Source organism: Paraburkholderia atlantica (assembly GCF_000092885.1).
In the GTDB taxonomy this organism is placed as follows: Bacteria; Pseudomonadota; Gammaproteobacteria; order Burkholderiales; family Burkholderiaceae; genus Paraburkholderia; species Paraburkholderia atlantica.
On sequence record NC_014118.1, the window covers coordinates 2,526,425 to 2,545,806 of the forward strand.

A 19,382-nucleotide genomic window follows, 5' to 3' on the forward strand; every position below is an offset into this window, starting at 1 on the left:
AGCCGTTAAATCAGGAGATAGGAGCAGAAATGATCAAGATCATGACGGGATTCCTGCTGGGGGCGAGCGTCCTTGCGTTCGGCCTCGCGCCAACCGCCGGTGCCACCGAGCCGACCACGACGGGACCGCTCGGCGCCGGTATGACGATGTATATGCAGATGGGCGGAAACCCCGGCGACGGTGCGACGCTGCCACGTCAGACCGGGGCTGCGGACGCGGGGCATGCCCTCGGCATCAAGGTGATCGAGCAGTTCTCGGCCTGGAGTCCGGAGACGATGCTTGCGCAGTTTCGCCAGGCGATGGCGGCGCATCCGACGTGTATTGGCATCATGGGCCATCCGGGCGATCCAGCCTTCGCACCACTGATCAAACAGGCGGTAGACCAGGGCATCATCGTTACCGTCGGCAATACACCGCTGCCGGAAAACCAGAAGCTCTACGACGCGAAGGGCTTCGGCTACGCCGGCGTCGAACTCTACATTGGCGGGCAGATCACCGCTCAGGCGATGCTCAACGCCGGGCTCAAGAAGGGCGACGAGGCGCTCGAATACGGTGTCTTCAACGAGAGCGTGCGCAGCCAGTCTGACCGTGGCCTTTCCGAGACGCTGGAAAAGGCCGGCGTGAAGGTGACGAGGCTCAATATTTCTCCCCAGGTGGATGCCGACTCATCGCTCGCCGTGCCGATCCTGGTCGCCTTCATCCAGGCGCATCCTGATCTGAAGGCGATCGGCACGCAGCACGGCGGCGTGACCGGGTTCATTCCGCAGGCGCTCCAGCAGGCTGGCAAGAAGCCGGGGCAAATCATCGTGGGTGGCATCGATCTGGCGCCCGCCACGATTTCCGGGCTGCAGAACAAGTACCTCACCGCGACGCTCGACCAGCAACTTTATCTGCAGGGCTTCCTGCCGGTTACGCAGTGTGTGCTCTCGGCTGCTTATCATTTCGCGGGACTGACGATCAACACCGGCGCAGGTGTGCAAACACCCGCGACGATCGATTCGCTGATCCCGCTGATCAAGCGCGGGATTCGCTAAGGACGAGTGATGCGCGATGGAATGGCTCGAGCGCCGTCAGTCGGGCCTCCAGGCGTTCGAAGGTTGTCTGCACGACTTCGACAGCAGGTTCGCAAACGAACCGGCCTTCCGGGTCACGGAGCGGGTGCGCCAAGTTTGAGCGTGCCCGTCACGAACTCGCGCACGGTCTTCCTGGCATCGATCGCGGCCTTTTCGTCGTATGCGAGGGTCGCTCCATACTCGACGCAGGGATCGCTGTAAGTAAATAGCTGGCCAGTCGCTGCGTCCATGATCTGGCCGTTCTGTGCTTCGCTCAGTTGACAGCTTCTTATGGTCTGCGCCTTGGCGAGAACGATGGGCTTCGCCGCGGCTTTCCAGTCGAACATATGCTGGGCCCCCGAGTACTCGATGAATTTGATGTCTTTTCCCTTGGCTCGCAGTCTTTCGACGTATGCGCGGCATGATGCGACAGGAGCAAATTCATCTGCACTGCCATGAAAAACGAGCACCGGCTTGTCGTCGAAATCGTCATCGGCTCTGAAGGTCGTATTGCAGTTCGGATAGAACGCGATGTACCCGGCGAAGCCCTTGCCGGAAGAAGAGCCATGCAATCGTTGAAACCGTTTGAGATCAGCATATAACGCTGGTTGGCCGCCGCGTGATTCGCCCATCAGTATCACCCGCTCTGGATCAATTCTCGGATGCTTCTGCAGCAGGTCGAGTGCGCGATACGCGTCCTCGAGCTGCACTAGCCGGCCCAGTTGCCCCTGGTCGTTGAGCGTGTTGACGACACCACGCCCCGCAAAGCTCTCGACGACGAAGGTGGCGACGCCCATCGCAAGGAATTCCTGCTGCCAGTCGGTGATGCCGCTGTTGATGCCTCCCGATGGATGAAGAATGACGATCGCAGGAAGACGATCCGAACCCGCCCTGGGTAGGCTCAGCACCCCGGCAACGGTGACCGGCTTGCCCGGTTCGTGTCCGCCGAGGAACTGTTCGTCGGTGAGCGTTACCGACTGCAGCGGTAGAACCTCTGTCCGCACTACCTGTGCAGCGATCAACGTGGGAAAGGCCGCCGCCACACTTAACGTTGTGACCAGGCATAGGCGCCGCAGTCTGGCACCGGATCGCGCGAGTAGAGACATGGCGACATCCTCCTGACCGCAACGGCGTGTCTGCCCAATAAGGTCTCTTTGAACATAGACGATTGAATGGGCTTCTCAAGAGCGAGGCGGCGCCGAGCCTCGACGTTCTGAAGAATGTCTTATAAGTTCTGGTCCGGCACTGGCTCAAACATTGCTGACCGAGGCCGTGGAACAGTTGCAGGGCGTGCATCGCAGTGAGCCATTGGCGTGTCTACACTCTGCTACGCGCCCTATGTCGTATTATTCGTGGTAAGTCCGCTGCTGACCGTGGTCGTGAGGCGCCCTCGCACGTGGCCGGCCCCGGCGCGCGATGCGTTTCCAACCTGGTGCAAGCGTTCTCCCACCCGACGAACCGGGCACGCACTCTAACCGGCAGTCGGCAACACTGTAAGGAGCAGTCACGATGAAAATGCAACGAAACGCTCCCCGGATCGCCTCGACCCTGCTCGTCGCGGCGTTCACACTGGTTCAGGCTGGCGTCGCAGTGGCGCAGACGGCTGCTCCGCAGAGCGCCAGCGAGATCCACAGGACCGGCATGCCACCGACGCAGCAGCAGGGCGACATATCGTTCGTTACCGGCGGAGTTGGTCGCGACGAGTCGACCGCGCTGCGGCAGGCACGCAGGCAGTGGCCGCTGTCTCTGCAGTTCACGGGACCCGGTGCGAGCTATGTGGCCGACGTCCAGGTGCAGATCGCCAAAGGCGGCGCTTCCGTGTTCGAGGCCACGTCGAAGGGGCCGTACATGCTCGTGCGGCTGCCTCAAGGGCGCTATACGATCAGCGCCACTTACAGCGGCGTGACCAGAAAGCAGACGGTGAACGTCCGCGGCAATGGCAGCGCGCGCGCGACGTTCTCGTTTCCGTCCGGCGGCCACTGAGCGCAGTCCCGGCGCCGCGCCGAAGATCGCGCGGCGCGTTCGTTTGTTAACGCGAAAGCCTTATGCCTTTAGCATCTTCTTGCCGTTCGCCCCGAGCAACGGCAAGTCGCGGATCCGGACACCCGTCGCGTCGTCGATCGCGTTCGCGAGCGCCGCGGCGGCCGGGCCTTGCGCCGCTTCTCCGACACCGAGGAATGGCAAGCCCGGCCGGTCGATCAACAGCACGTCCACGCGTTTGGGTACGGACGAGAAGCGCATGATCGGATAAGTGCTCCAGTCATAGCTCGTGATGCGTTGCGGATCGAAATGCGTTTCTTCATAGAGCGTCCAGCTCGTGGTTTGCAAAATCCCGCCTTCGATCTGATTGCGCACGCCGTCAGGATTCACGATCTGTCCGCAATCGACGGCTGCGACGACGCGCTCGATGCTGAGCTCGCCGGTATCGCGCATCACCGTCACGTCCATCGCGACGGCAAAGTAGGCCATCAGGTTCTTGTATTGGGCAAACGCAAAGCCGGTGCCGTGTGAACGCGGGCTAGCGTCGCCCGTTAGCGCGCTGCGGGCACGCCAGCCGAATTGATCGGCTACTGCGCGAATCACGCCATGTGCGCGCGGATCATCGAGATGTTTGAGGCGAAACGCAATGGGGTCGGCGTGCGCGGCTCTGGCGAGCTCGTCGATGAAACTCTCGATCGCGAACACGTTCATGTGCGCGCCGAGCGAGCGCATCGCGGAGACGCGGATCGGCATCGTGGGCACGAAATGATGCTGCACGTGCAGGCTGGGCACGCGGTAAAGCGGAATGCTGTTGCGGTCGCCTCCGCCTTCCGGCATCGGAATCGGCTTCGGCGGCGCGGGGGTGAACGGTTGCGCAAGTAGCTGCGCGGGCAGCAGGCGGCCCGCATTCTCGATACGGTTGTTATGCGTATTGCTCCATAGCTCGTAACGCCAGTCGGCAATCATGCCTGCCGCATCGAGCGTTGCCTTCGCGTCGACTGTCATGGCCGGGCCGAACGGCTCCCACATGTGTTCCTGTTCGCGCATCAATTGCACGCGCACCGGGCGGCCAGGCAGCTCGCGCGCGATGAGGGCGGCGTCGGCCGCGACATCGTCCGCGCCGTTGTGTCCGTAGCAGCCCGAACCTTCCACGTGCACGCAGCGCACCTTGCCGGGCGGCATCGCGAGCATTTCGGCAATGCCCGCATGCAGCGGAAAGACGCCTTGCGTGTGCGTCCACACGGTCATCACACCGCCGTCGAGCTGCGCGACCGCACACGATGGCCCAATCGAGCCATGCGTCAGATACGGCCTCGAATAGCGCGCCCGCAGCGTCGCCATGGGTGCGGCCGTGCCGGTCGCCGTGCCCTGATCGGCCACCGCGATTTCCTGTGCAGGCAGACTCATCAGCAACGCGTGGACGTTCGCCGGATCGGGCAGCGGCGGCCCCGAGCGCCACTGCGCGGCGAGCGCAAGCTCACGCATCGCGAGGATGGCGCGCCATTCGTCGTCGGCGACCACCGCGAGGTAGCTGCCGTTGCGCACGACCTTGACGACCCCGGGCAGCGCCTCGACGCGCCCGCTATCGACCGAAACGAGCCTCGCGCCATAAGACGGCGGCCGCACCACGCGGGCATGCAGCATGCCGCGCGGCCGCAGGTCCTGGACATAGCTCGCGCCGCCCGTCACCTTTCCCGGGATATCCACGCGCGGCAGCATATGGCCAATCAGCGCGTAGGCCGATGGCGGCTTTGTCGGCGCGTCGGGCTGGGCGTTCTGATGGAGGTCCGCGTGTTGCACGGCTTCGCCATAGCTGACGCGTCGTCCGTCGGCGGCAATCACGGCGCCGTCGCGTGTCGTCAGGGCCGCTGCGTCTACGCCCAGTCGCGACGCCGCACTCGCGACCAGCAGCGCGCGCACTTGAGCGGCGGCGTTGAGGATCGCGGTGCCGCTGTCCGCCATCGTGTGACTGCCGGCGGTGTAGCCTTCGTTCGGCGTTCTGGTGGTGTCGGCGGTGATCAGTTCGATCGCATCAGGCGCGAGATCCAGCTCTTCCGCGGCGACCTGCAGCAGCGCGGTGCGAATGCCCGTGCCCAGCTCCGCTTTGCCGGTGAAAACGCTCACGTGACCGTCCGGGGCGACCTTGATCCACGCATCGAGCAACGGCGTGGTCTTGAGACTGCCCGGCAGCTTAGGGGCGCCCGCATTGAAGGTGCCCGCTTCGGTGGTGGTTTGCGCGAGCGCGGCCACCGCTGGCGCGATCGCGAAGCTCACCATCAGCGAGCCGCCAACCAGGAAGCGGCGCCGCGTAGCGTCATCCGGGGCGCTGCCTTGGGCGGCGGAGAATGGGCGGCCGGCGCTCACGACTGCGCTCCCGCGCCCGTACGCGGCGAACCGGTCGCGACTTGCCGGATCGCCGCGAGAATGCGCATGTGCGTGCCACAGCGGCACAGGTTCGGCTGCATGTAGCGGCGGATCTGTTCATCGCTTGGGCGCGGGACTCGCTCCAGCAGCGTTTGCGCTCGCATGATCATGCCGGCGATGCAATAGCCGCATTGCGCGGCCTGTTCGTCGATGAAGGCTTGCTGAAGTGGTCCCGGATGTTGCGCGCTGCCGAGTCCTTCGACGGTTCGCACTGGCCGCTCGCCGACGGCCACGACCGGCATGAGGCACGAGAACACCGGTTTGCCGCCGACGCTGACCGTGCATGCGCCGCATTGACCGAGACCGCAGCCGAACTTCGCGCCGTCGAGCTGCAACTCGTTGCGCAGCACGTAGAGCAACGGCGTCGACGGGTCGACATCGACCGCATGACTGACGCCGTTGACGTTGAGTGTGATCATCGTGGCAGGCCGTCCTTGCGAAATTGCGCGACCGCGCGGGCGTCGAGCGTGGGCCACGCGTCGCGTGCGGTGAAGCGTTCGCGCGTGTAGTTGGCGAGCTCCGCTATCTGTGCATCCGTGAAGGTGTTGGCAAATGATGGCATGAAGGGCGCGCTATCGCTTTCGTGCCAGTCGATTCCATCGAGGAGAAAACGGACCATGTTGCGTGGGCTGTCGGCGTTGACGGCCGTGGAAAGGGACAGCGACGGTCGAGCGCCCCCGTTCGACATCGGCGCGCCTTCGGCATGGCACGAGGCGCAGGCCGCGGCGAACAGATTCGCGCCGCCGCCGGGCGCGGGGGACACGGGCGCGGACGAAGCGGAAGGCGAGGCGACCGGATGCTCCGGCACTTTTGGCCCCCGGGATGGCAATGCCAGCAGATACGCGGCCATCGCCTCTACGTCGGAGGCGGAGGCGTCCGCGAGCGTGCGCGTGACCGGGCGCATCGGACCTGCTGCCGCGCCATGGGCGCTGGCGAGGCCCGTGCGCAGATAGCCGACGAGCTGTGCCTGCGTCCAGGGCGTGGGACGTGAAGCGAGGTCCGTCAGCGCGGGCGCATCCCATCCTTCGATCGTGCCGCCTTGCAGCGCGTGGTCGCGGCGCTCGGCGCCGAGGCGGTCGAGCGGCGTGTGACACGCACCGCAATGACCGAGGCTTTCGACCAGATAACGCCCGCGTGCGAGGTCCGGCGCTTCGGTCGGCGACGGTGCCGCTTCGGTACCGGTATGCAGGTAAAAAAGATTCCACACGGCGATGAGGGGCCTGAAGCCGAGCGGGAAGATCAGCTCGTTATGCGGCGCAGGTGCGATGACGGGAGCGCGGCTCATCAGCCATGCATACAGCGAGCCGATATCGGCATCGCTCAGGTGCGTGAAGTGGGGATACGGGAATGCGGGGTAGAGCAGATGACCGTCGCTGGACACGCCGCGCCGCATCGCGCGTTCGAACGCGTCGAGCGTCCAGCCTCCGATGCCGGTCTCGTTGTCCGGGGTGATGTTGGTCGAGTAAATGACGCCAAAAGGCGTTTGCAGCGGCAGTCCGCCCGCGAGGGGCTGGCCGCCCGTCGCGGTGTGGCACGTGACGCAATTGCCAATCGCCGCGAGCTTCGCGCCGCGCGCCGCGGCTGCGGTATCGCTGTCGGCCGCGATGGGCGCGGTGACGGCATCCGGCGCGGGCTCCCGTGCATGCGCGGCGGGTCCGCCGTACGCGGCCATCAGGGCAACCAGAACAACGGTCACGCCTGCACTTGCCACCCGTCCCTTCATCTGGCCTCCATCGCCGAACCGTCCGCGCATCATCGTTGCAGGATGCGTCGCGCGGCTTTGAGCCGCGCAAGCGGCGTTCCTGATAGCGGCTCCTCTAGCCGGCAGCGATCGCGATGGCGATCTGCACGAAAAGCACTTTGACGATGGTCATCGACGGAAAAATCATCGCGTACATGACGTCGGGCTGATCCGTCGGCGCGATGCGGTTGGCGAAGGCGAGAATCGCGGGATTGCCGGTCGCGCCGCAGATCACGCCGACCGAGGTATCGAAAGACAGTCTGAAGATCCACAGGCAGCACGCAGCCGTGACGCCGACGAGCACCAGCAGCGTAATCACGCCATAAAGCAGCAGCAGCGGTCCGGCGGTGCCGACGGTGGCGACGAACTTCGGTCCGCAAGACAGGCCTACCTGTGCGAGAAAAATCGTCAGCCCGAGATTGCGCAGCACGAGATTTGCAGAGAGCGGCATCACCCACACGAACGGTCCGCTGCGGCGCGCCTTGCCGAGGCACAGCGCGACCAGCAGCAACGCCGCGAGACCCAGGCTGAACGCGCCGAGACCGGGCGCGCGCAACGGGATCGCACCGACCAGCAGCCCCGCTGCCGCGCCGATGCCCAGACAGATGAAACTGAGGTCGGCCGTGCCCTTGATCGAATCGCCGAAGAACGCGCGGACCTTCGCGCGATGCGCGTTACTGACGAGCAGGCCGACGCGGTCGCCCGCTTCGAGGATGAGGTCTGGCGTCGACAGCAGATCGGCGTCGCCGCGCCGCACGTGCGCGACCGCGCAGTTCACCCCATCCGGAAAGCGCAGATTGCCGAGCGCCGTGCCGACCACCGACGGACTCGACGCGAACACGCGCAGATAGTCCAGGTCTTCCCGATGACTCGAGATACGCCCGGGCTGTGCTTCCCCGCATAGCGCCGTTGCTTCGTCGAGCGGACGGCGCTCGGTGGCGGTCGCAAGGAGAACGTCGTCGGCGCGCAGCGTGAAGTCGTCGCTGGGCAGCTGATTGTGATGCGCGCGCCGCACGGCCGCGATCACGACGCCGGCAGGCAGACGGGTCGAGAGCTCCGACAGCGTGAGACCGAAGAGACTGGCATTGCGCAGCGCGATTTCAGCGGTTTCCAACACCTTCGCGGGCGGTTTCGGTATTTTGGCTTTCAGGGCCGCGTTCAGCACATAGAGAAACAGGATCGGCCCGGCCACGCCGAACGGATAGGTGACGCTATAAGCCACGGCGGCATTGGTGCTTTTCATCGATGCGATGGCGACCTGCAGGCTCGCCGTGCTGGTGCCGCTGCCCGCGAACATGCCGAGCGCATCGGCGAGCGTGATGCCGAAATGGATGAAGGCGCACGCCACCAGACCTGAAGCGATCACGCCCAGACAGGCGGCCGCGTTGGCCTTCACACCGTCGCGGCTGGTGAGTCCGCGGAAGAACTGCGCGCCGTATTGAATTCCGATGCCATACAGAAACAGCAGCAGACCGAGTGTGCCCAGCAACGCCGGTGGCGCGGATTTCGGCGCGAACGCGCCGAGCGCCAGCCCAACGAACAGCACGGCCCCCGAGCCCAGAGCCACGCCCTTGATTGTGATTTCGCCGACCAGGTAGCCGAGCGCAATGGTCAGAAAGAGCGCTAGCAGCGGCTGAGTTTCGAGGAAAGTTCTGACTGCTTCCATGCCGCCCCCTATGTACGCGTCGCTCCTATCGCATTGCGCCCGCGAGGTTGCCCGAGCCGAGACCCACGATCAGATCGAGTGCGCCGTTCTTCAGCGCTTGCGTGGCGACCACGCCCGCCGCTTTCAATCCGGCCGCGTCGATGCGCGACGCATCCGATAGCTCGACACGCAACCGTGTGGCCGCCAGCGCGTCGAGCTTCAGGATGTTGGCCGCGCCGCCCAGCGCCGCACGGATCTTTTCCGCGCGCTCCGTTTCCTGCGGCGAGTGTTGCGCCGAGGCGGCGACTGCCGCTGGAGCCGCGGCAGTCGCCGCCGCGCCTTCCACGCCAGGTGCGCCGGCCGCCGGCAGATCCGCTTCGGCGCCCGCTGTCTTCAGATAGTCCTGCATGTCGGTTTTCATGTTCTCCGACAACGGCCCGAAGATCGCCTGCACGCCGTTGCCCACTCGCACCACACCCGCAGCACCGAGCGCCTTGAGCTTGTGTTCGTCGACGAGCGCCGGGTCCTTCACGGAGATGCGCAGCCGCGTGATGCAAGCATCGAGACTCGTGATATTGGAGCGGCCGCCAAAGGCGAGCACCAGTTCGCGCGAGCGTCCGCCCGCGCCGCTCGCGGCAACCGCCACGGTGTCCGCCGTGTCGTCCTCGCGGCCGGGTGTCTTGAGGTTGAAGCGTGTGATGACGAAGCGGAACACGCCGTAGTAGATCACCGCGTAAATTGGACCAAGGATGAAAACGTACCAGGCGTGCGTGGCCTTCCCGCCAATCAGGTTGAACATCAGAAAATCGATGCCGCCTTGCGAGAACGTGAAGCCCATGCGCATGCCCAACGTGTTCGCCACGAACTGCGCCGACGCCGCCAGGCATGCGTGAATCAGGTACAGCACCGGCGCGACGAACAGGAATGCGAATTCGATCGGCTCGGTGATGCCGGTGAGGAAAGAAGTCAGCGCGGCGGAAACCATCATGCCGCCCACAGCCACCTTCTTCTCCGGCTTCGCGCAATGCCAGATCGCGATCGCCGCGGCCGGCAGGCCGAACATCTTGAACAGGAACGCGCCCGCAAGAATGCCTGCGGTGGGGTCGCCCGCGAAATAGCGGGTGATGTCGCCGTGAACCTCCTTGCCGGTCGTCGGGTCGACGAAGCTGCCCATTTCGAAGAAGAACGGCACGTTCCAGATGTGATGCAGACCGAACGGAATCAGCAGACGTTCGACGAAACCGTAGACCGTTGCGGCGGTGCGCGGGTCCGAGACCGCCGCCCAATGCGAGAAAGCCTTGATTGCGCTGCCGATCGGCGGCCACACGAAGGACAGGATCGCGCCGAGCACGATCGAGCCGATCGCGGTCACGATGGGCACGAAGCGCTTGCCGGCGAAGAAGCCGAGATACGGCGGCAACGTGATCCGGTAGTAGCGATTGAACATCCAGGCCGCAAGACCACCGGCGAGGATGCCGCCGAACACGCCGGTCTGGATCGACGGTATGCCCATGATCGTGTCGGTTTCGATGCCCTCGATCTTGGCGATCACACCGAGCGTGGCCGTCATCACCAGATACCCGATCGTTGCCGCGATGCCCGAGACGCCATCGTTCTCGGTGAAGCCGAGCGCGACGCCGATCGCGAAGATCAGCGGCAGGTTCGCGAAAATCACGTCGCCCGCGTTCTTCATCAACGCGAGCACGACGATCGGCACGTAACCGTGGAAGTCGGTTGCGCCGAGACCGAGCAGCAGGCCGGCTACCGGCAGCACAGCGACGGGCAGCATCAGCGATTTGCCGATCTTCTGCAAGACTCCGAACGCATGCGAGAACATGGCTGATCTCCTGTTGATCCGCTCAGTCGGCAAAGCGCGACAGATGCGCGCGGACTTCCGCGGCGGTGCCCAGAACCAGCACCTCGGCGGCGAGTTTCTTTGCTTCGTCGGTCGTTATGCGTGCCAGCTGGGCCTTGATCGAACCCACTGCGGGAATGCTCACCGATAGCTCGTCGATGCCAAGGCCGACGAGCACCGGCACCGCCATCGCATCCGACGCGATGCCGCCGCAGATGCCGACCCATTTGCCGTGCTGGTGCGCGCCGTCGACCGTCATGCCGATCAGACGCAACACCGCCGGGTGCAGTGCGTCGGCCTGCTTCGCGAGTTGCGGATGGCCCCGGTCCATCGCGAGCGTGTATTGCGTGAGGTCGTTCGTGCCGATCGAGAAGAAGTCGACTTCGCGTGCGAGCGGCTCGGCGATCAGCGCGGCCGCCGGGACTTCGATCATGACGCCCACTTTCACGCTCGCCGCGCGATCGCCGGCTTCTTCGAGCAGGATCTTGCGCGCCGCCCGAACTTCTTCGACCGTCGTGATCATCGGGAACATCACGTGCAGATTGCCGAGCGGCGCCGCGCGCAGGATCGCGCGCAGTTGCGTGCGGAAGATGTCGGGACGCTCCAGGCTCACGCGCACACCGCGCAGGCCGAGAAACGGGTTGTCTTCCTTCGGCAGCGGCATATATGACAGCGGTTTGTCGCCGCCGACGTCGAGCGTGCGTACCACCAGCGTGCGCTCGCGGCCGAGCGCCTCTGCGACGGCGCAATATTCAGTGGCCTGTTCGTCTTCGGTTGGCGCGGTGTCGCGCGCGTCGAACAGGAACTCGGAACGCAACAGACCCACGCCTTCCGCACCGCCAGCGACCGCGTCGCGCGCTTCCTGCGCATTGCGGATGTTCGCGACGACTTCGACGCGGTGGCCGTCGGCCGTCATTGCGAGTTTGGTTGCTGCGAGCTTTTCGTCTTCGCGTTTGGCGGCCTGGCGCCTGATGCGTTCGCGCGCCTTTTCCAGTTCTTCGGCGCTCGGATTGCGCCGCAAGCTGCCGCGCGAACCGTCGAGCACGACGGGCGTGCCGTCGGCGAGTTGCAGCGCGCGCGCGTCGATACCGCAGATCGCCGGAATGCCGAGCGAGCGCGCGAGGATCGCGACGTGGCTCGTCGCGCCGCCGGTCGTCGTGCAAAAGCCGAGCACCTTGCTGCGATCGAGCGACGTGGTGTCGGACGGCGAGAGTTCCTCAGCGATCAGGATCGACTCTTCCGGCACGTCGATCTGCGCCTGCTTCACGCCGGCGAGCAGCGCGAGCACACGGCGGCCGACGTCGCGGATATCGCCGGCGCGTTCGCGCAGCAGCGGATTGTCGAGCTTTTCGAGCATGCTTGCCTGGTTTTGGAACGCATCGCGCCACGCGAACCCGGCGCCCTTTCCCGCGCTGATGCTGCTGATAGCGGCGTCGTTGAGGTCAGGATCGTCCAGCAGTTCGAGATGCGCGTCGAGGATCTGCGCTTTCGACGGATCGGTGAGCGTCGCCTTGAGCCCCTCGATCTGCTGACGCGCCTGATGCTGCGCCGCTTCGAGTTGCGCCCGTTCGCGTTGCGGCGACTCGCCCGCTTCGTTCACCTCGATCACTTGCTGGCGGAACTGCACGATCTTGCCGACCGAAAGCCCAGGCGAAGCGGAGACGCCGATGAATTCGTCGGCGTCGGCGGGAGCCGACTCGCGCGGCGACACTGGCGCAGCCGGTGCGCCTGGCGCGGTCGCCGCGGGGGCGGGCGCATCGCCGGGCTTTTCGCCCGATCCCTCGGCAAGCAGTCGCGCGACGGTGCTGGCCGCCTCCGCCGCGTCGGGACCGCGGGCCTCGATGCGCAGCTTGTCGCCGAGCTTCGTTGCGAGTCCCATGATCGCGACGACGGACTTGGCGTTTGCGCTGGCGTCGCCGCGCAGCAGCCGGATATCGGACTTGAACTTCTTCGCCTCGACCGCGACGACCGCGGCGGGCCGCGCATGCAGGCCCGCCGGATTCGGCAGCGTGATCTCGCCGGAGAGGATCGCGCCGGTGGCGCTGGCCGTTTCCTTGTCGTCCGTGCCGCCGACCATTTCGACGTACAGCGCGACATCGGTGCCCGCAACGACGAGCCCTTTCGCGGGAACGTAGCGCGTGACGAGATCGCCATTGGCGATGACCATTTGCGTGAGCAGGCTGGTTGCTTTTGCGCCGACCACGATCGGGTCGAAGCGGATCAGCGGCGTGCCTGCAGCGACGGTGTCGCCTTCCTTGACCAACGGCATGAAGCCCTCACCGCGCAGCAACACGGTGTCCAGCCCGATATGCAGCAGCACTTGCAGACCGTTGTCGCCGGTAATTGTTGCGGCGTGGCAAGAGCTGTGGAGTTGCGTGACCTTGCCGGCAAGCGGCGATAGCAGTTCATCCGAGGTCGGGTCGATCGATACGCCATCGCCGACCATCTTCTGGGCAAAGACCGGGTCGGGCACGCTGTCGAGAGGAACCAGTACGCCCGACAGTGGCGCCATCAACTCGATGCGCTGAGGACGCTGAGGAGCTTTCATCGCCAAGACTCCTTTACATTGACGCTCGCCTGAGGTGGCTCGACTCGAGCCGCGTGAGCGCGACATTCATACGTGCGGTCGGCACGATTGCCGGTTACGCCGGTCACCTAGTTGTGAGCGGCGCACGTTACCAAAGCGTCGGTGACAAAAACTCGGGAAACCCTACAAGGTCGCGCACGTCGCCCGTATGCGCAAACTGCTGCTTACCCCTCGATGCGATTGTTCTCACCAAAGCCTCGGCAGTCTGATTTCGTTTGTGCGTGACATCTCGGCTTTCAGGATGATTGCCGCCCACGCAGCCTCGACCGGGGGTGGGCGGGAAAACGTCGGGCGCGCTGCGACGGCGCTGTTTGCGTGTGTCGGCCACCTCGCGCCTGGGGGCGACCGCTCGCACCGTGGTCCCGGAAAAAGGACCCGGAAAGCGCTCTGAAAGAGAGCATATGTTACTGAGCGCAGATTGCAAGACAAGACGATTTCGGAAATGGATTTCCTGAATTTTTCGAATTCCCGGTGGAAGACGGACACGGCAATTATTAATTGGTGCGTGGCGCGGTTTGTACTTCCGTGTTTTATACGCTTAGCGAAGCGCGGCGTCTGCTTCGTCTGCAACCACATTTACCGTGTCGAACTCGATAAGCAGTTCCGCACCCAATGAGGCGCTGACGGATGCAATCGGCATATTGGGGCGGTTTTCTTTCCCGAATACGATTTTTCGAGCGCATCAAGCGCGCGTTGATAATCCGGGGACTGGAAATCCGTCAGTATGCGCAACGCGCTGCCTTGCAAACGATTTCCTCATTCAGAACATCATTTATGAAGTAAAGACGATTGATTTAGGTGGCTGGGGTGAGCGTGGAGTGTTCATATCGCTTGAGTGAATCCCATGCAACTGTTGTAGTTGTAGCGCGCACGGTCCATGCACGCTTGGACTGTTCCGTATCTGGCCATTGGCTTCGCGATAGCCCAACACAAATTGTGATTGTCTTCCCATCGTTGCCTGCACTCGGTCTTTTCGGCCGGAGAAAGCCGAAAGGAGGCCGCCACCTGGTTGATGTCATTACGGGAGGATTGGAAGTACTCGAATGGCTGCGCATCGCTAAGCGGCGTCGAGACCGGCGTGGCGATGGTCCCATCGGGTAGCACGTCGCCGGGGCGAGCGAACCAGATGTCTCCCAGGTACTGATCAGGCCAGTCGGGATAACTATCACGGAGCCCTATTGGACACGGCGAAAAATGAAGTCCTCAAGCGGCCGCGAACACTGCAATACCGCCTTGGCGGCCCGATGCAAGCACTTCGGCGCGACTTACGAGATTTTCTAACATCGTGGAAGACCGTCAACGAAACGCATCACGCCGCTGATGACGAACGCTTTCGTGCTGGCGCATATGAAAGAGGCTACGCGGTCGTTTCGGCTGTTAGCGGAATATTGCCGCCCGCGCATTGTTCAGCCACACCTTCTAGTCTTTTCATCGTACGACTCTTGTTCAAACGTGAGGCCCCGCCTAAAGTGTCGGGCTTCAACCTGGAATCAGGGTCATCATGCACATCGATACACCTACGACTTCAGCATCCCTCGAAGGGAGTTCAACGTCCGCAAGTCAATGGCTATCCGTCATCGCTGTTGCGGTAAGCGCGTTCGCCTTCGTGACGGCCGAGTTTTTGCCTGTCGGCCTGTTGCCGCAGATCGCACACGATCTCGGCGTGTCGCCCGGTGTCGCTGGCCTCATGGTCACCACGCCCGGCTTGATGGGCGCGATATTGGCGCCGACGCTGATCGTCAGCGCGGGCCGCATGGACCGTCGGTACGTTTTCCTGCTCCTCACCACGGGACTGTTGATCTCGAACATCGTGTGCGCCATCGCCCCGAACCTCGCGATCATGCTGGTAGGACGAGCTCTGCTTGGCGGCGCATTGGGCGGCTTCTGGACTCTGGCGACCGCGGCCGCTCCTCGACTCGTGCAAGCAAAGGATGCCGCCAAAGCGACCGGGACCATTCTGACCGGCGTGACCTTCGCAACCGTGATCGGCGTGCCGCTCGGGACGTTCATCGCGTCGTTCGCATCGTGGCGCCTGTCGTTCGCCGCGACCGCGGGCCTAGTGTCGCTCGCCCTGCTGGCGCAAGCGTTCCTCGTGCCTTCGTTGCCGTCGGCATCGGCATTGCGGATCGCCGATTTCAAAACACTGCTTGGCCGGCCTCATACGAGGCTGAGCATGGTGATGGTCGCGCTCGTCTTCGGCGCGCATTTCTCGACCTACACGTACATTGCTCCGCTGCTCGAACACGACTTCTCGTTGAGCGCCATCACGCTGTTGCTGTTCGGATTCGGTCTGATCGGCTTCTTCTCGAATGCGTTGGCGTCGATGGTGATTTCGGACCATCTGAAGAAATCCGTCGCCGCGATGGTCCTGCTGCTATTGGGCGCGATGTCGTCGATGTTGCTGCTCGAACATTCGCCGATCGGCGAGACCGCGGGAATGCTGCTGTGGGGAATCGCGTTCGGAGCGCTGCCGCTTTGCTTCAGCGTATGGATTCAGCGCAGCACGACGGACCTGCCCGAAGCGGGGTCGGCGATGTTCGTCAGCATCATCCAGGTGGCGATTGCGGCGGGCTCGGCAGTGGGAGGCACCATTGTCGACCGGGCGGGAATTCACGCTGACTTCACGCTGGGACTTGGACTCGCGCTGCTGGGTCTCGTGACACTGCAACGGCTTGCTGTGCTGGAACGACCGGCCGCTGCGTCTGCTCTTGATTGCGCCTGCGATGCGTCGGCTGACTGACGCAACAGAACCAAAACAGAACGAAAACGGCGCGAGACCGCACTCGCGATACCCGGCCGGGTCGACGATCCGGCCCGCCAGACGACGAATGCGTCAAACAGCCTTCTTCACGACTCTGGGTTGAAACGGCGCGTTGAGCGGCACGTCGCCAGCGGCCTCGTTGCGGGCAGCGCTCGTCGACAGATAACGCAAACAGCACACGCGCAGAAACGACGCGAAATTCAACGGCTCTTCGCCGCGCAACGCGATCAGTTCGTCGTGCAGCTTCACGACGAACTGGGTCGTCGTCACGTCCTCGCGGTTGGCGATTTCCTGAAGCACGTCCCAGAAGAGATTTTCGAGCCTCACCGTGGTCACGACGCCATGAATGCGCAGCGCGCGCGTGCGCGACTCGTAGAGGATCGGATCAGCGTTGACATAGACGTTGCACATACGGTCAGCCCTTCTCGCAAGTGATGACGACGCAGGACGCGAAGCGCGCGGTGCGGTCGCTCATGCCGTCGTGAACGAGCGTAACACGCTTGCTCGCCCGCGATGCCGCGCTTCGGTCCTGGCACTCCTTCAATGCGCGATGCGCGTGCCGAGCAGCTCAAGGAATTGCGCGATCCAGTTCACGTGCGAGGTCCACGCGGGTGCGGTGACGAAGTTCTCGTCGGTGATCGCGTCGGGCCAGTCGAGCGCCACGTATTCCGCGCCCGCGAGCTTCACTTCGGGCGCGCAGGCCGGATACGCGGAGATGCGCCGGCCTTCGATCACGCCAGCCGCAGCCAGCAGTTGCGCGCCGTGGCAGACCGCGGCAATCGGTTTCTTCGCTTCGGCGAATTGGCGCACCCAGCCGATCACCTTGTCGTTGAGTCGCAGATACTCGGGGGCGCGGCCGCCGGGCACGAGCAGCGCGTCATATTGCGCGGGGTCCACCGACGCGAAATCGGTGTTCAGCGTGAAGTTATGTCCGCGCTTTTCGGTGTAGGTCTGATCGCCTTCGAAGTCGTGGATCGCGGTGCGGATCGCGTCGCCCGCGCGCTTGTCGGGCGCGACGACGTCCACCTTATGACCGACTGCCCCCAGTGCCTGAAACGGCACCATCAACTCATAGTCTTCGACGAAATCACCGGCGATGATAAGAATGCGCTTTGACATGCTTCGTGTCCTCTCGAATCGGGTTGGGAAAGGCGAGGCGGACGCGCTATCGCGGTGTGCGCAAAGCGGCCGTTGAAAAGCAATATAGCGGTCGGCGCAGCGGGCGGGGTAATACGCGGCTAAATGCGGACCAGGGATTTCACTGAGCTGAACGCAATTCAGCCCTCAGGCGAAAGAAAAAGAGTCGCGCCCGATTCGAACGCGACGCTTCTGTCATTGGAAAGGTCCATTCAACCGCGCAGATTCGACACACATCGCTGCAGCACCTTGCGCAGCGTATCGACCGGAATTTCCGTTACTCCGTCCAGCATGGACGCTTCGAGCATGTCGATCGCCGAATCGCATTCCTTCAGTACCCGGCGCCCTTCGTCGGTCAGAAACAGATGAATCAGCCGGCCGTGGGTAGGATGCCCAGCGCGTCCGACCCAACCGTTGGCCTCCATCGTCTTGACAACTTCGTTGGCCGACTGCGGTGTGATGAACGAGCGTTCGGCGAGTTTCGCGTTGGTCATCGCGCCGCTGGCGCTGATCACCGAGAGCGCGGTGAATTGAGGCAAGGTCAGCCCGAATTCACCCAGTACATCGATCAAACTGCGTTTGAGCAGGCGGTCCAGTTGGCCGACCACATAGGAAACGCGGGCAGGTGGCGCACCGGTTTTCGTTGAACCGGCCTGTTTGGCAAGGGGCGTTCGCCGCTTCTCCATTGTCTTGATCATTATCAGGTTGCCTTAGGTGTTTCTACCAGGCATATCATATTCTACTTTCAATATCAGGCATCCTGAGACTAGACTCATCGTCAATTCCGGGGGTGCTATGGGAAGGATTCTGATAAGTGACGCAAAGATCATTGTCAGAAATCTTCTCCTTCCCATGGCCGCTTCGTCGAACAACGAAGCGTAGCTTGCCACTGGTAATTCAATCAAAGGTTAAGGAGACGTCATGTCAAGTGTTGCTAATCGGTCGAGTGCCGTGGGCTCCAGTACTGCACTAACGTTGGGATTGTGCTTTCTCGTCGCGGTGCTGGAGGGTATCGACCTGCAGTCCACCGGCGTTGCGGCGCCTCGAATGGCGCACGAGTTCGGCTTGTCGGTCGGGCAGTTGGGGCTCGCTTTCAGCGCCGGCATGTTGGGGCTTTTGCCGGGCGCGATGATCGGCGGCAGACTCGCCGATAGGATCGGCCGCAAGCGCGTATTGATGATCTCGATGGCGGTATTCGGCATCTTCTCGATCGCGACCGCGCAGGTCTGGAGCTTCGAAAGTCTGCTGATTGCCCGCTTGCTGACGGGCATCGGGCTCGGCGGCGCGATGCCGAACCTGATCGCGTTGTCTTCCGAGGCGGTCGATCCGCGTCACCGCAACACGGCGGTCAGTGTCATGTATTGCGGTATGCCGGTCGGCGGCGCGCTTGCCGCAATGATCGCCGTGCTGAGCGCGGGTGCTACCGCGTGGCGTCATATCTTCTACGTGGGCGGAGTCGGACCGCTGATCATCATTCCGCTGCTGATCGCGTTGCTGCCTGAGTCACGCGAATTCGCGGCAGAGTCGCGCGAATCGACTAAAGCGGACAAACCGCTGCTTTCGACGCGCGAAGTGCTGTTCGGCGAGGGGCGCGCCGCGGCGACAATCGGCATCTGGATCAGCTTCTTCTGCACGCTGATCGTTCTTTACTTCCTGCTGAACTGGTTGCCGTCGTTGACCGTGGGGCGTGGCATGAGCCGCTCGCAGGCTGGGATTGCACAGATCTTTTTCAACGTCGGCAGCGTGATCGGCGTGCTCGGCATCGGTCTGCTGATGGATCGGTTCAGACAAGGCCTGTCAGTCACGGCAGTCTATGCGTGCATCGTCGGTGCATTGGTCGCGCTTTCGCAGGTCGCCAGCATCGAGACGTTGTCCGTTGCCGTGCTGTTTGCCGGCATGGGCGTCGTCGGCGCGCAGTCGATGCTGTATGCGCTGTCCGCCGCCAGCTATCCCACCAGCGTGCGGGGTACGGGAGTCGGCGCCGCGGTGGCGGTGGGACGCGTCGGTTCGATCGTCGGCCCCGCCGCTGCCGGGCAATTGCTGTCGATGGGAAAAAGCTCGGCGCTCGTCATCGGCGCGAGTGTGCCCGTGACGATCATTGCGGCGATCACGGCATTGCTCGTCATTCGCTCCAACGCCGCGAAACGCTAAGTACTCGTTGATGGACCCAGCTTGGCCCGGCGTTTTCGCGCCGGGCCAT

The 19,382-nt window shown here is 63.6% G+C and carries 15 protein-coding genes; 5 read left to right on the plus strand and 10 right to left on the minus strand.

All coding sequences use genetic code 11. The features are described from left to right. Nucleotides 1-29: 29 nt before the first annotated feature. The gene (locus BC1002_RS27290) at nt 30-1,034 is read left to right on the plus strand and encodes a substrate-binding domain-containing protein (RefSeq protein WP_013093222.1); all 1,005 of its coding nucleotides are present in this window, start codon (nt 30-32) and stop codon (nt 1,032-1,034) included. A gap of 113 nt (nt 1,035-1,147) precedes the next feature. Here the strand turns inward: BC1002_RS27290 and BC1002_RS27295 are convergent, their stop codons facing one another. Continuing rightward, nucleotides 1,148-2,158: a dienelactone hydrolase family protein gene (locus BC1002_RS27295; protein WP_013093224.1), complete on the minus strand. Its 1,011-nt coding sequence runs from the start codon at nt 2,156-2,158 to the stop codon at nt 1,148-1,150. A gap of 403 nt (nt 2,159-2,561) precedes the next feature. Between BC1002_RS27295 and BC1002_RS27300 the strand changes: the two genes are divergently transcribed. Next, nucleotides 2,562-3,035, plus strand: coding sequence for a hypothetical protein (locus BC1002_RS27300; RefSeq protein ID WP_013093225.1), 474 nt, complete (start codon nt 2,562-2,564; stop codon nt 3,033-3,035). Between the two features lie 60 nt (nt 3,036-3,095). On the opposite strand, the gene BC1002_RS27305 is transcribed toward BC1002_RS27300, so the two are convergent. The 6 genes from BC1002_RS27305 to ptsP all read right to left on the minus strand — a co-directional run bounded on the left by BC1002_RS27305 (nt 3,096) and on the right by ptsP (nt 13,245). Further along, a complete protein-coding gene (locus BC1002_RS27305; protein WP_013093226.1) occupies nt 3,096-5,396 on the minus strand; it encodes a xanthine dehydrogenase family protein molybdopterin-binding subunit in 2,301 nt (766 codons plus the stop codon). Then, nucleotides 5,393-5,875, minus strand: a complete 483-nt coding sequence (locus BC1002_RS27310) for a (2Fe-2S)-binding protein (RefSeq protein ID WP_013093227.1) — start codon at nt 5,873-5,875, stop codon at nt 5,393-5,395. The genes BC1002_RS27305 and BC1002_RS27310 overlap by 4 nt, the downstream gene beginning before the upstream one ends. Beyond that, complete coding sequence (locus tag BC1002_RS27315; RefSeq protein ID WP_013093228.1) at nt 5,872-7,179, minus strand: c-type cytochrome; 1,308 nt, start codon at nt 7,177-7,179, stop codon at nt 5,872-5,874. The genes BC1002_RS27310 and BC1002_RS27315 overlap by 4 nt, the downstream gene beginning before the upstream one ends. Before the next feature lie 94 nt (nt 7,180-7,273). Next, a complete protein-coding gene (locus BC1002_RS27320; RefSeq protein WP_013093229.1) occupies nt 7,274-8,863 on the minus strand; it encodes an aspartate:alanine exchanger family transporter in 1,590 nt (529 codons plus the stop codon). 25 nt (nt 8,864-8,888) lie between these two features. After that, on the minus strand, nt 8,889-10,679 hold the full coding sequence (gene ptsG, locus BC1002_RS27325) for a PTS glucose transporter subunit IIBC (RefSeq protein WP_013093230.1): 1,791 nt from the start codon (nt 10,677-10,679) through the stop codon (nt 8,889-8,891). A 22-nt stretch (nt 10,680-10,701) separates the two neighbouring features. Continuing rightward, nucleotides 10,702-13,245 (minus strand): phosphoenolpyruvate--protein phosphotransferase, encoded by a 2,544-nt coding sequence (gene ptsP / locus BC1002_RS27330; protein WP_013093231.1) that lies wholly within the window; start codon nt 13,243-13,245, stop codon nt 10,702-10,704. Between the two features lie 620 nt (nt 13,246-13,865). On the opposite strand from ptsP, the gene BC1002_RS37975 reads away from it, so the two are divergent. Together BC1002_RS37975 and BC1002_RS27335 are read left to right on the plus strand one after the other, a co-directional pair. Then, a complete protein-coding gene (locus BC1002_RS37975) occupies nt 13,866-14,123 on the plus strand; it encodes a hypothetical protein (protein WP_157874763.1) in 258 nt (85 codons plus the stop codon). 662 nt (nt 14,124-14,785) lie between these two features. Next, nucleotides 14,786-16,024 (plus strand): MFS transporter, encoded by a 1,239-nt coding sequence (locus BC1002_RS27335; protein ID WP_013093232.1) that lies wholly within the window; start codon nt 14,786-14,788, stop codon nt 16,022-16,024. Nucleotides 16,025-16,117: 93 nt separating this feature from the next. On the opposite strand, the gene BC1002_RS27340 is transcribed toward BC1002_RS27335, so the two are convergent. From BC1002_RS27340 to BC1002_RS27350, 3 genes are all read right to left on the minus strand, one after another. After that, nucleotides 16,118-16,456 (minus strand): ribbon-helix-helix domain-containing protein, encoded by a 339-nt coding sequence (locus BC1002_RS27340; RefSeq protein ID WP_013093233.1) that lies wholly within the window; start codon nt 16,454-16,456, stop codon nt 16,118-16,120. 129 nt (nt 16,457-16,585) lie between these two features. Then, nucleotides 16,586-17,164 (minus strand): DJ-1/PfpI family protein, encoded by a 579-nt coding sequence (locus tag BC1002_RS27345; protein WP_013093234.1) that lies wholly within the window; start codon nt 17,162-17,164, stop codon nt 16,586-16,588. Nucleotides 17,165-17,394: 230 nt separating this feature from the next. Then, a complete protein-coding gene (locus BC1002_RS27350; protein ID WP_013093235.1) occupies nt 17,395-17,880 on the minus strand; it encodes a MarR family winged helix-turn-helix transcriptional regulator in 486 nt (161 codons plus the stop codon). 223 nt (nt 17,881-18,103) lie between these two features. On the opposite strand from BC1002_RS27350, the gene mhpT reads away from it, so the two are divergent. Then, complete coding sequence (gene mhpT / locus BC1002_RS27355) at nt 18,104-19,333, plus strand: 3-(3-hydroxy-phenyl)propionate transporter MhpT (protein WP_013093236.1); 1,230 nt, start codon at nt 18,104-18,106, stop codon at nt 19,331-19,333. The last annotated feature ends 49 nt before the right edge of the window (nt 19,334-19,382 follow it).

What these genes read in the sequence shown, in the direction of transcription:
- BC1002_RS27290 (WP_013093222.1), top strand. Translation starts at nt 30, where the DNA reads ATGATCAAGATCATGACGGGATTCCTGCTGGGGGCGAGCGTCCTTGCG.
- BC1002_RS27295 (WP_013093224.1), bottom strand. Translation starts at nt 2,158, where the DNA reads ATGTCTCTACTCGCGCGATCCGGTGCCAGACTGCGGCGCCTATGCCTG.
- BC1002_RS27300 (WP_013093225.1), top strand. Translation starts at nt 2,562, where the DNA reads ATGAAAATGCAACGAAACGCTCCCCGGATCGCCTCGACCCTGCTCGTC.
- BC1002_RS27310 (WP_013093227.1), bottom strand. Translation starts at nt 5,875, where the DNA reads ATGATCACACTCAACGTCAACGGCGTCAGTCATGCGGTCGATGTCGAC.
- BC1002_RS27315 (WP_013093228.1), bottom strand. Translation starts at nt 7,179, where the DNA reads ATGAAGGGACGGGTGGCAAGTGCAGGCGTGACCGTTGTTCTGGTTGCC.
- BC1002_RS27320 (WP_013093229.1), bottom strand. Translation starts at nt 8,863, where the DNA reads ATGGAAGCAGTCAGAACTTTCCTCGAAACTCAGCCGCTGCTAGCGCTC.
- ptsG (WP_013093230.1), bottom strand. Translation starts at nt 10,679, where the DNA reads ATGTTCTCGCATGCGTTCGGAGTCTTGCAGAAGATCGGCAAATCGCTG.
- ptsP (WP_013093231.1), bottom strand. Translation starts at nt 13,245, where the DNA reads ATGAAAGCTCCTCAGCGTCCTCAGCGCATCGAGTTGATGGCGCCACTG.
- BC1002_RS27335 (WP_013093232.1), top strand. Translation starts at nt 14,786, where the DNA reads ATGCACATCGATACACCTACGACTTCAGCATCCCTCGAAGGGAGTTCA.
- BC1002_RS27340 (WP_013093233.1), bottom strand. Translation starts at nt 16,456, where the DNA reads ATGTGCAACGTCTATGTCAACGCTGATCCGATCCTCTACGAGTCGCGC.
- BC1002_RS27345 (WP_013093234.1), bottom strand. Translation starts at nt 17,164, where the DNA reads ATGTCAAAGCGCATTCTTATCATCGCCGGTGATTTCGTCGAAGACTAT.
- BC1002_RS27350 (WP_013093235.1), bottom strand. Translation starts at nt 17,880, where the DNA reads ATGATCAAGACAATGGAGAAGCGGCGAACGCCCCTTGCCAAACAGGCC.
- mhpT (WP_013093236.1), top strand. Translation starts at nt 18,104, where the DNA reads ATGTCAAGTGTTGCTAATCGGTCGAGTGCCGTGGGCTCCAGTACTGCA.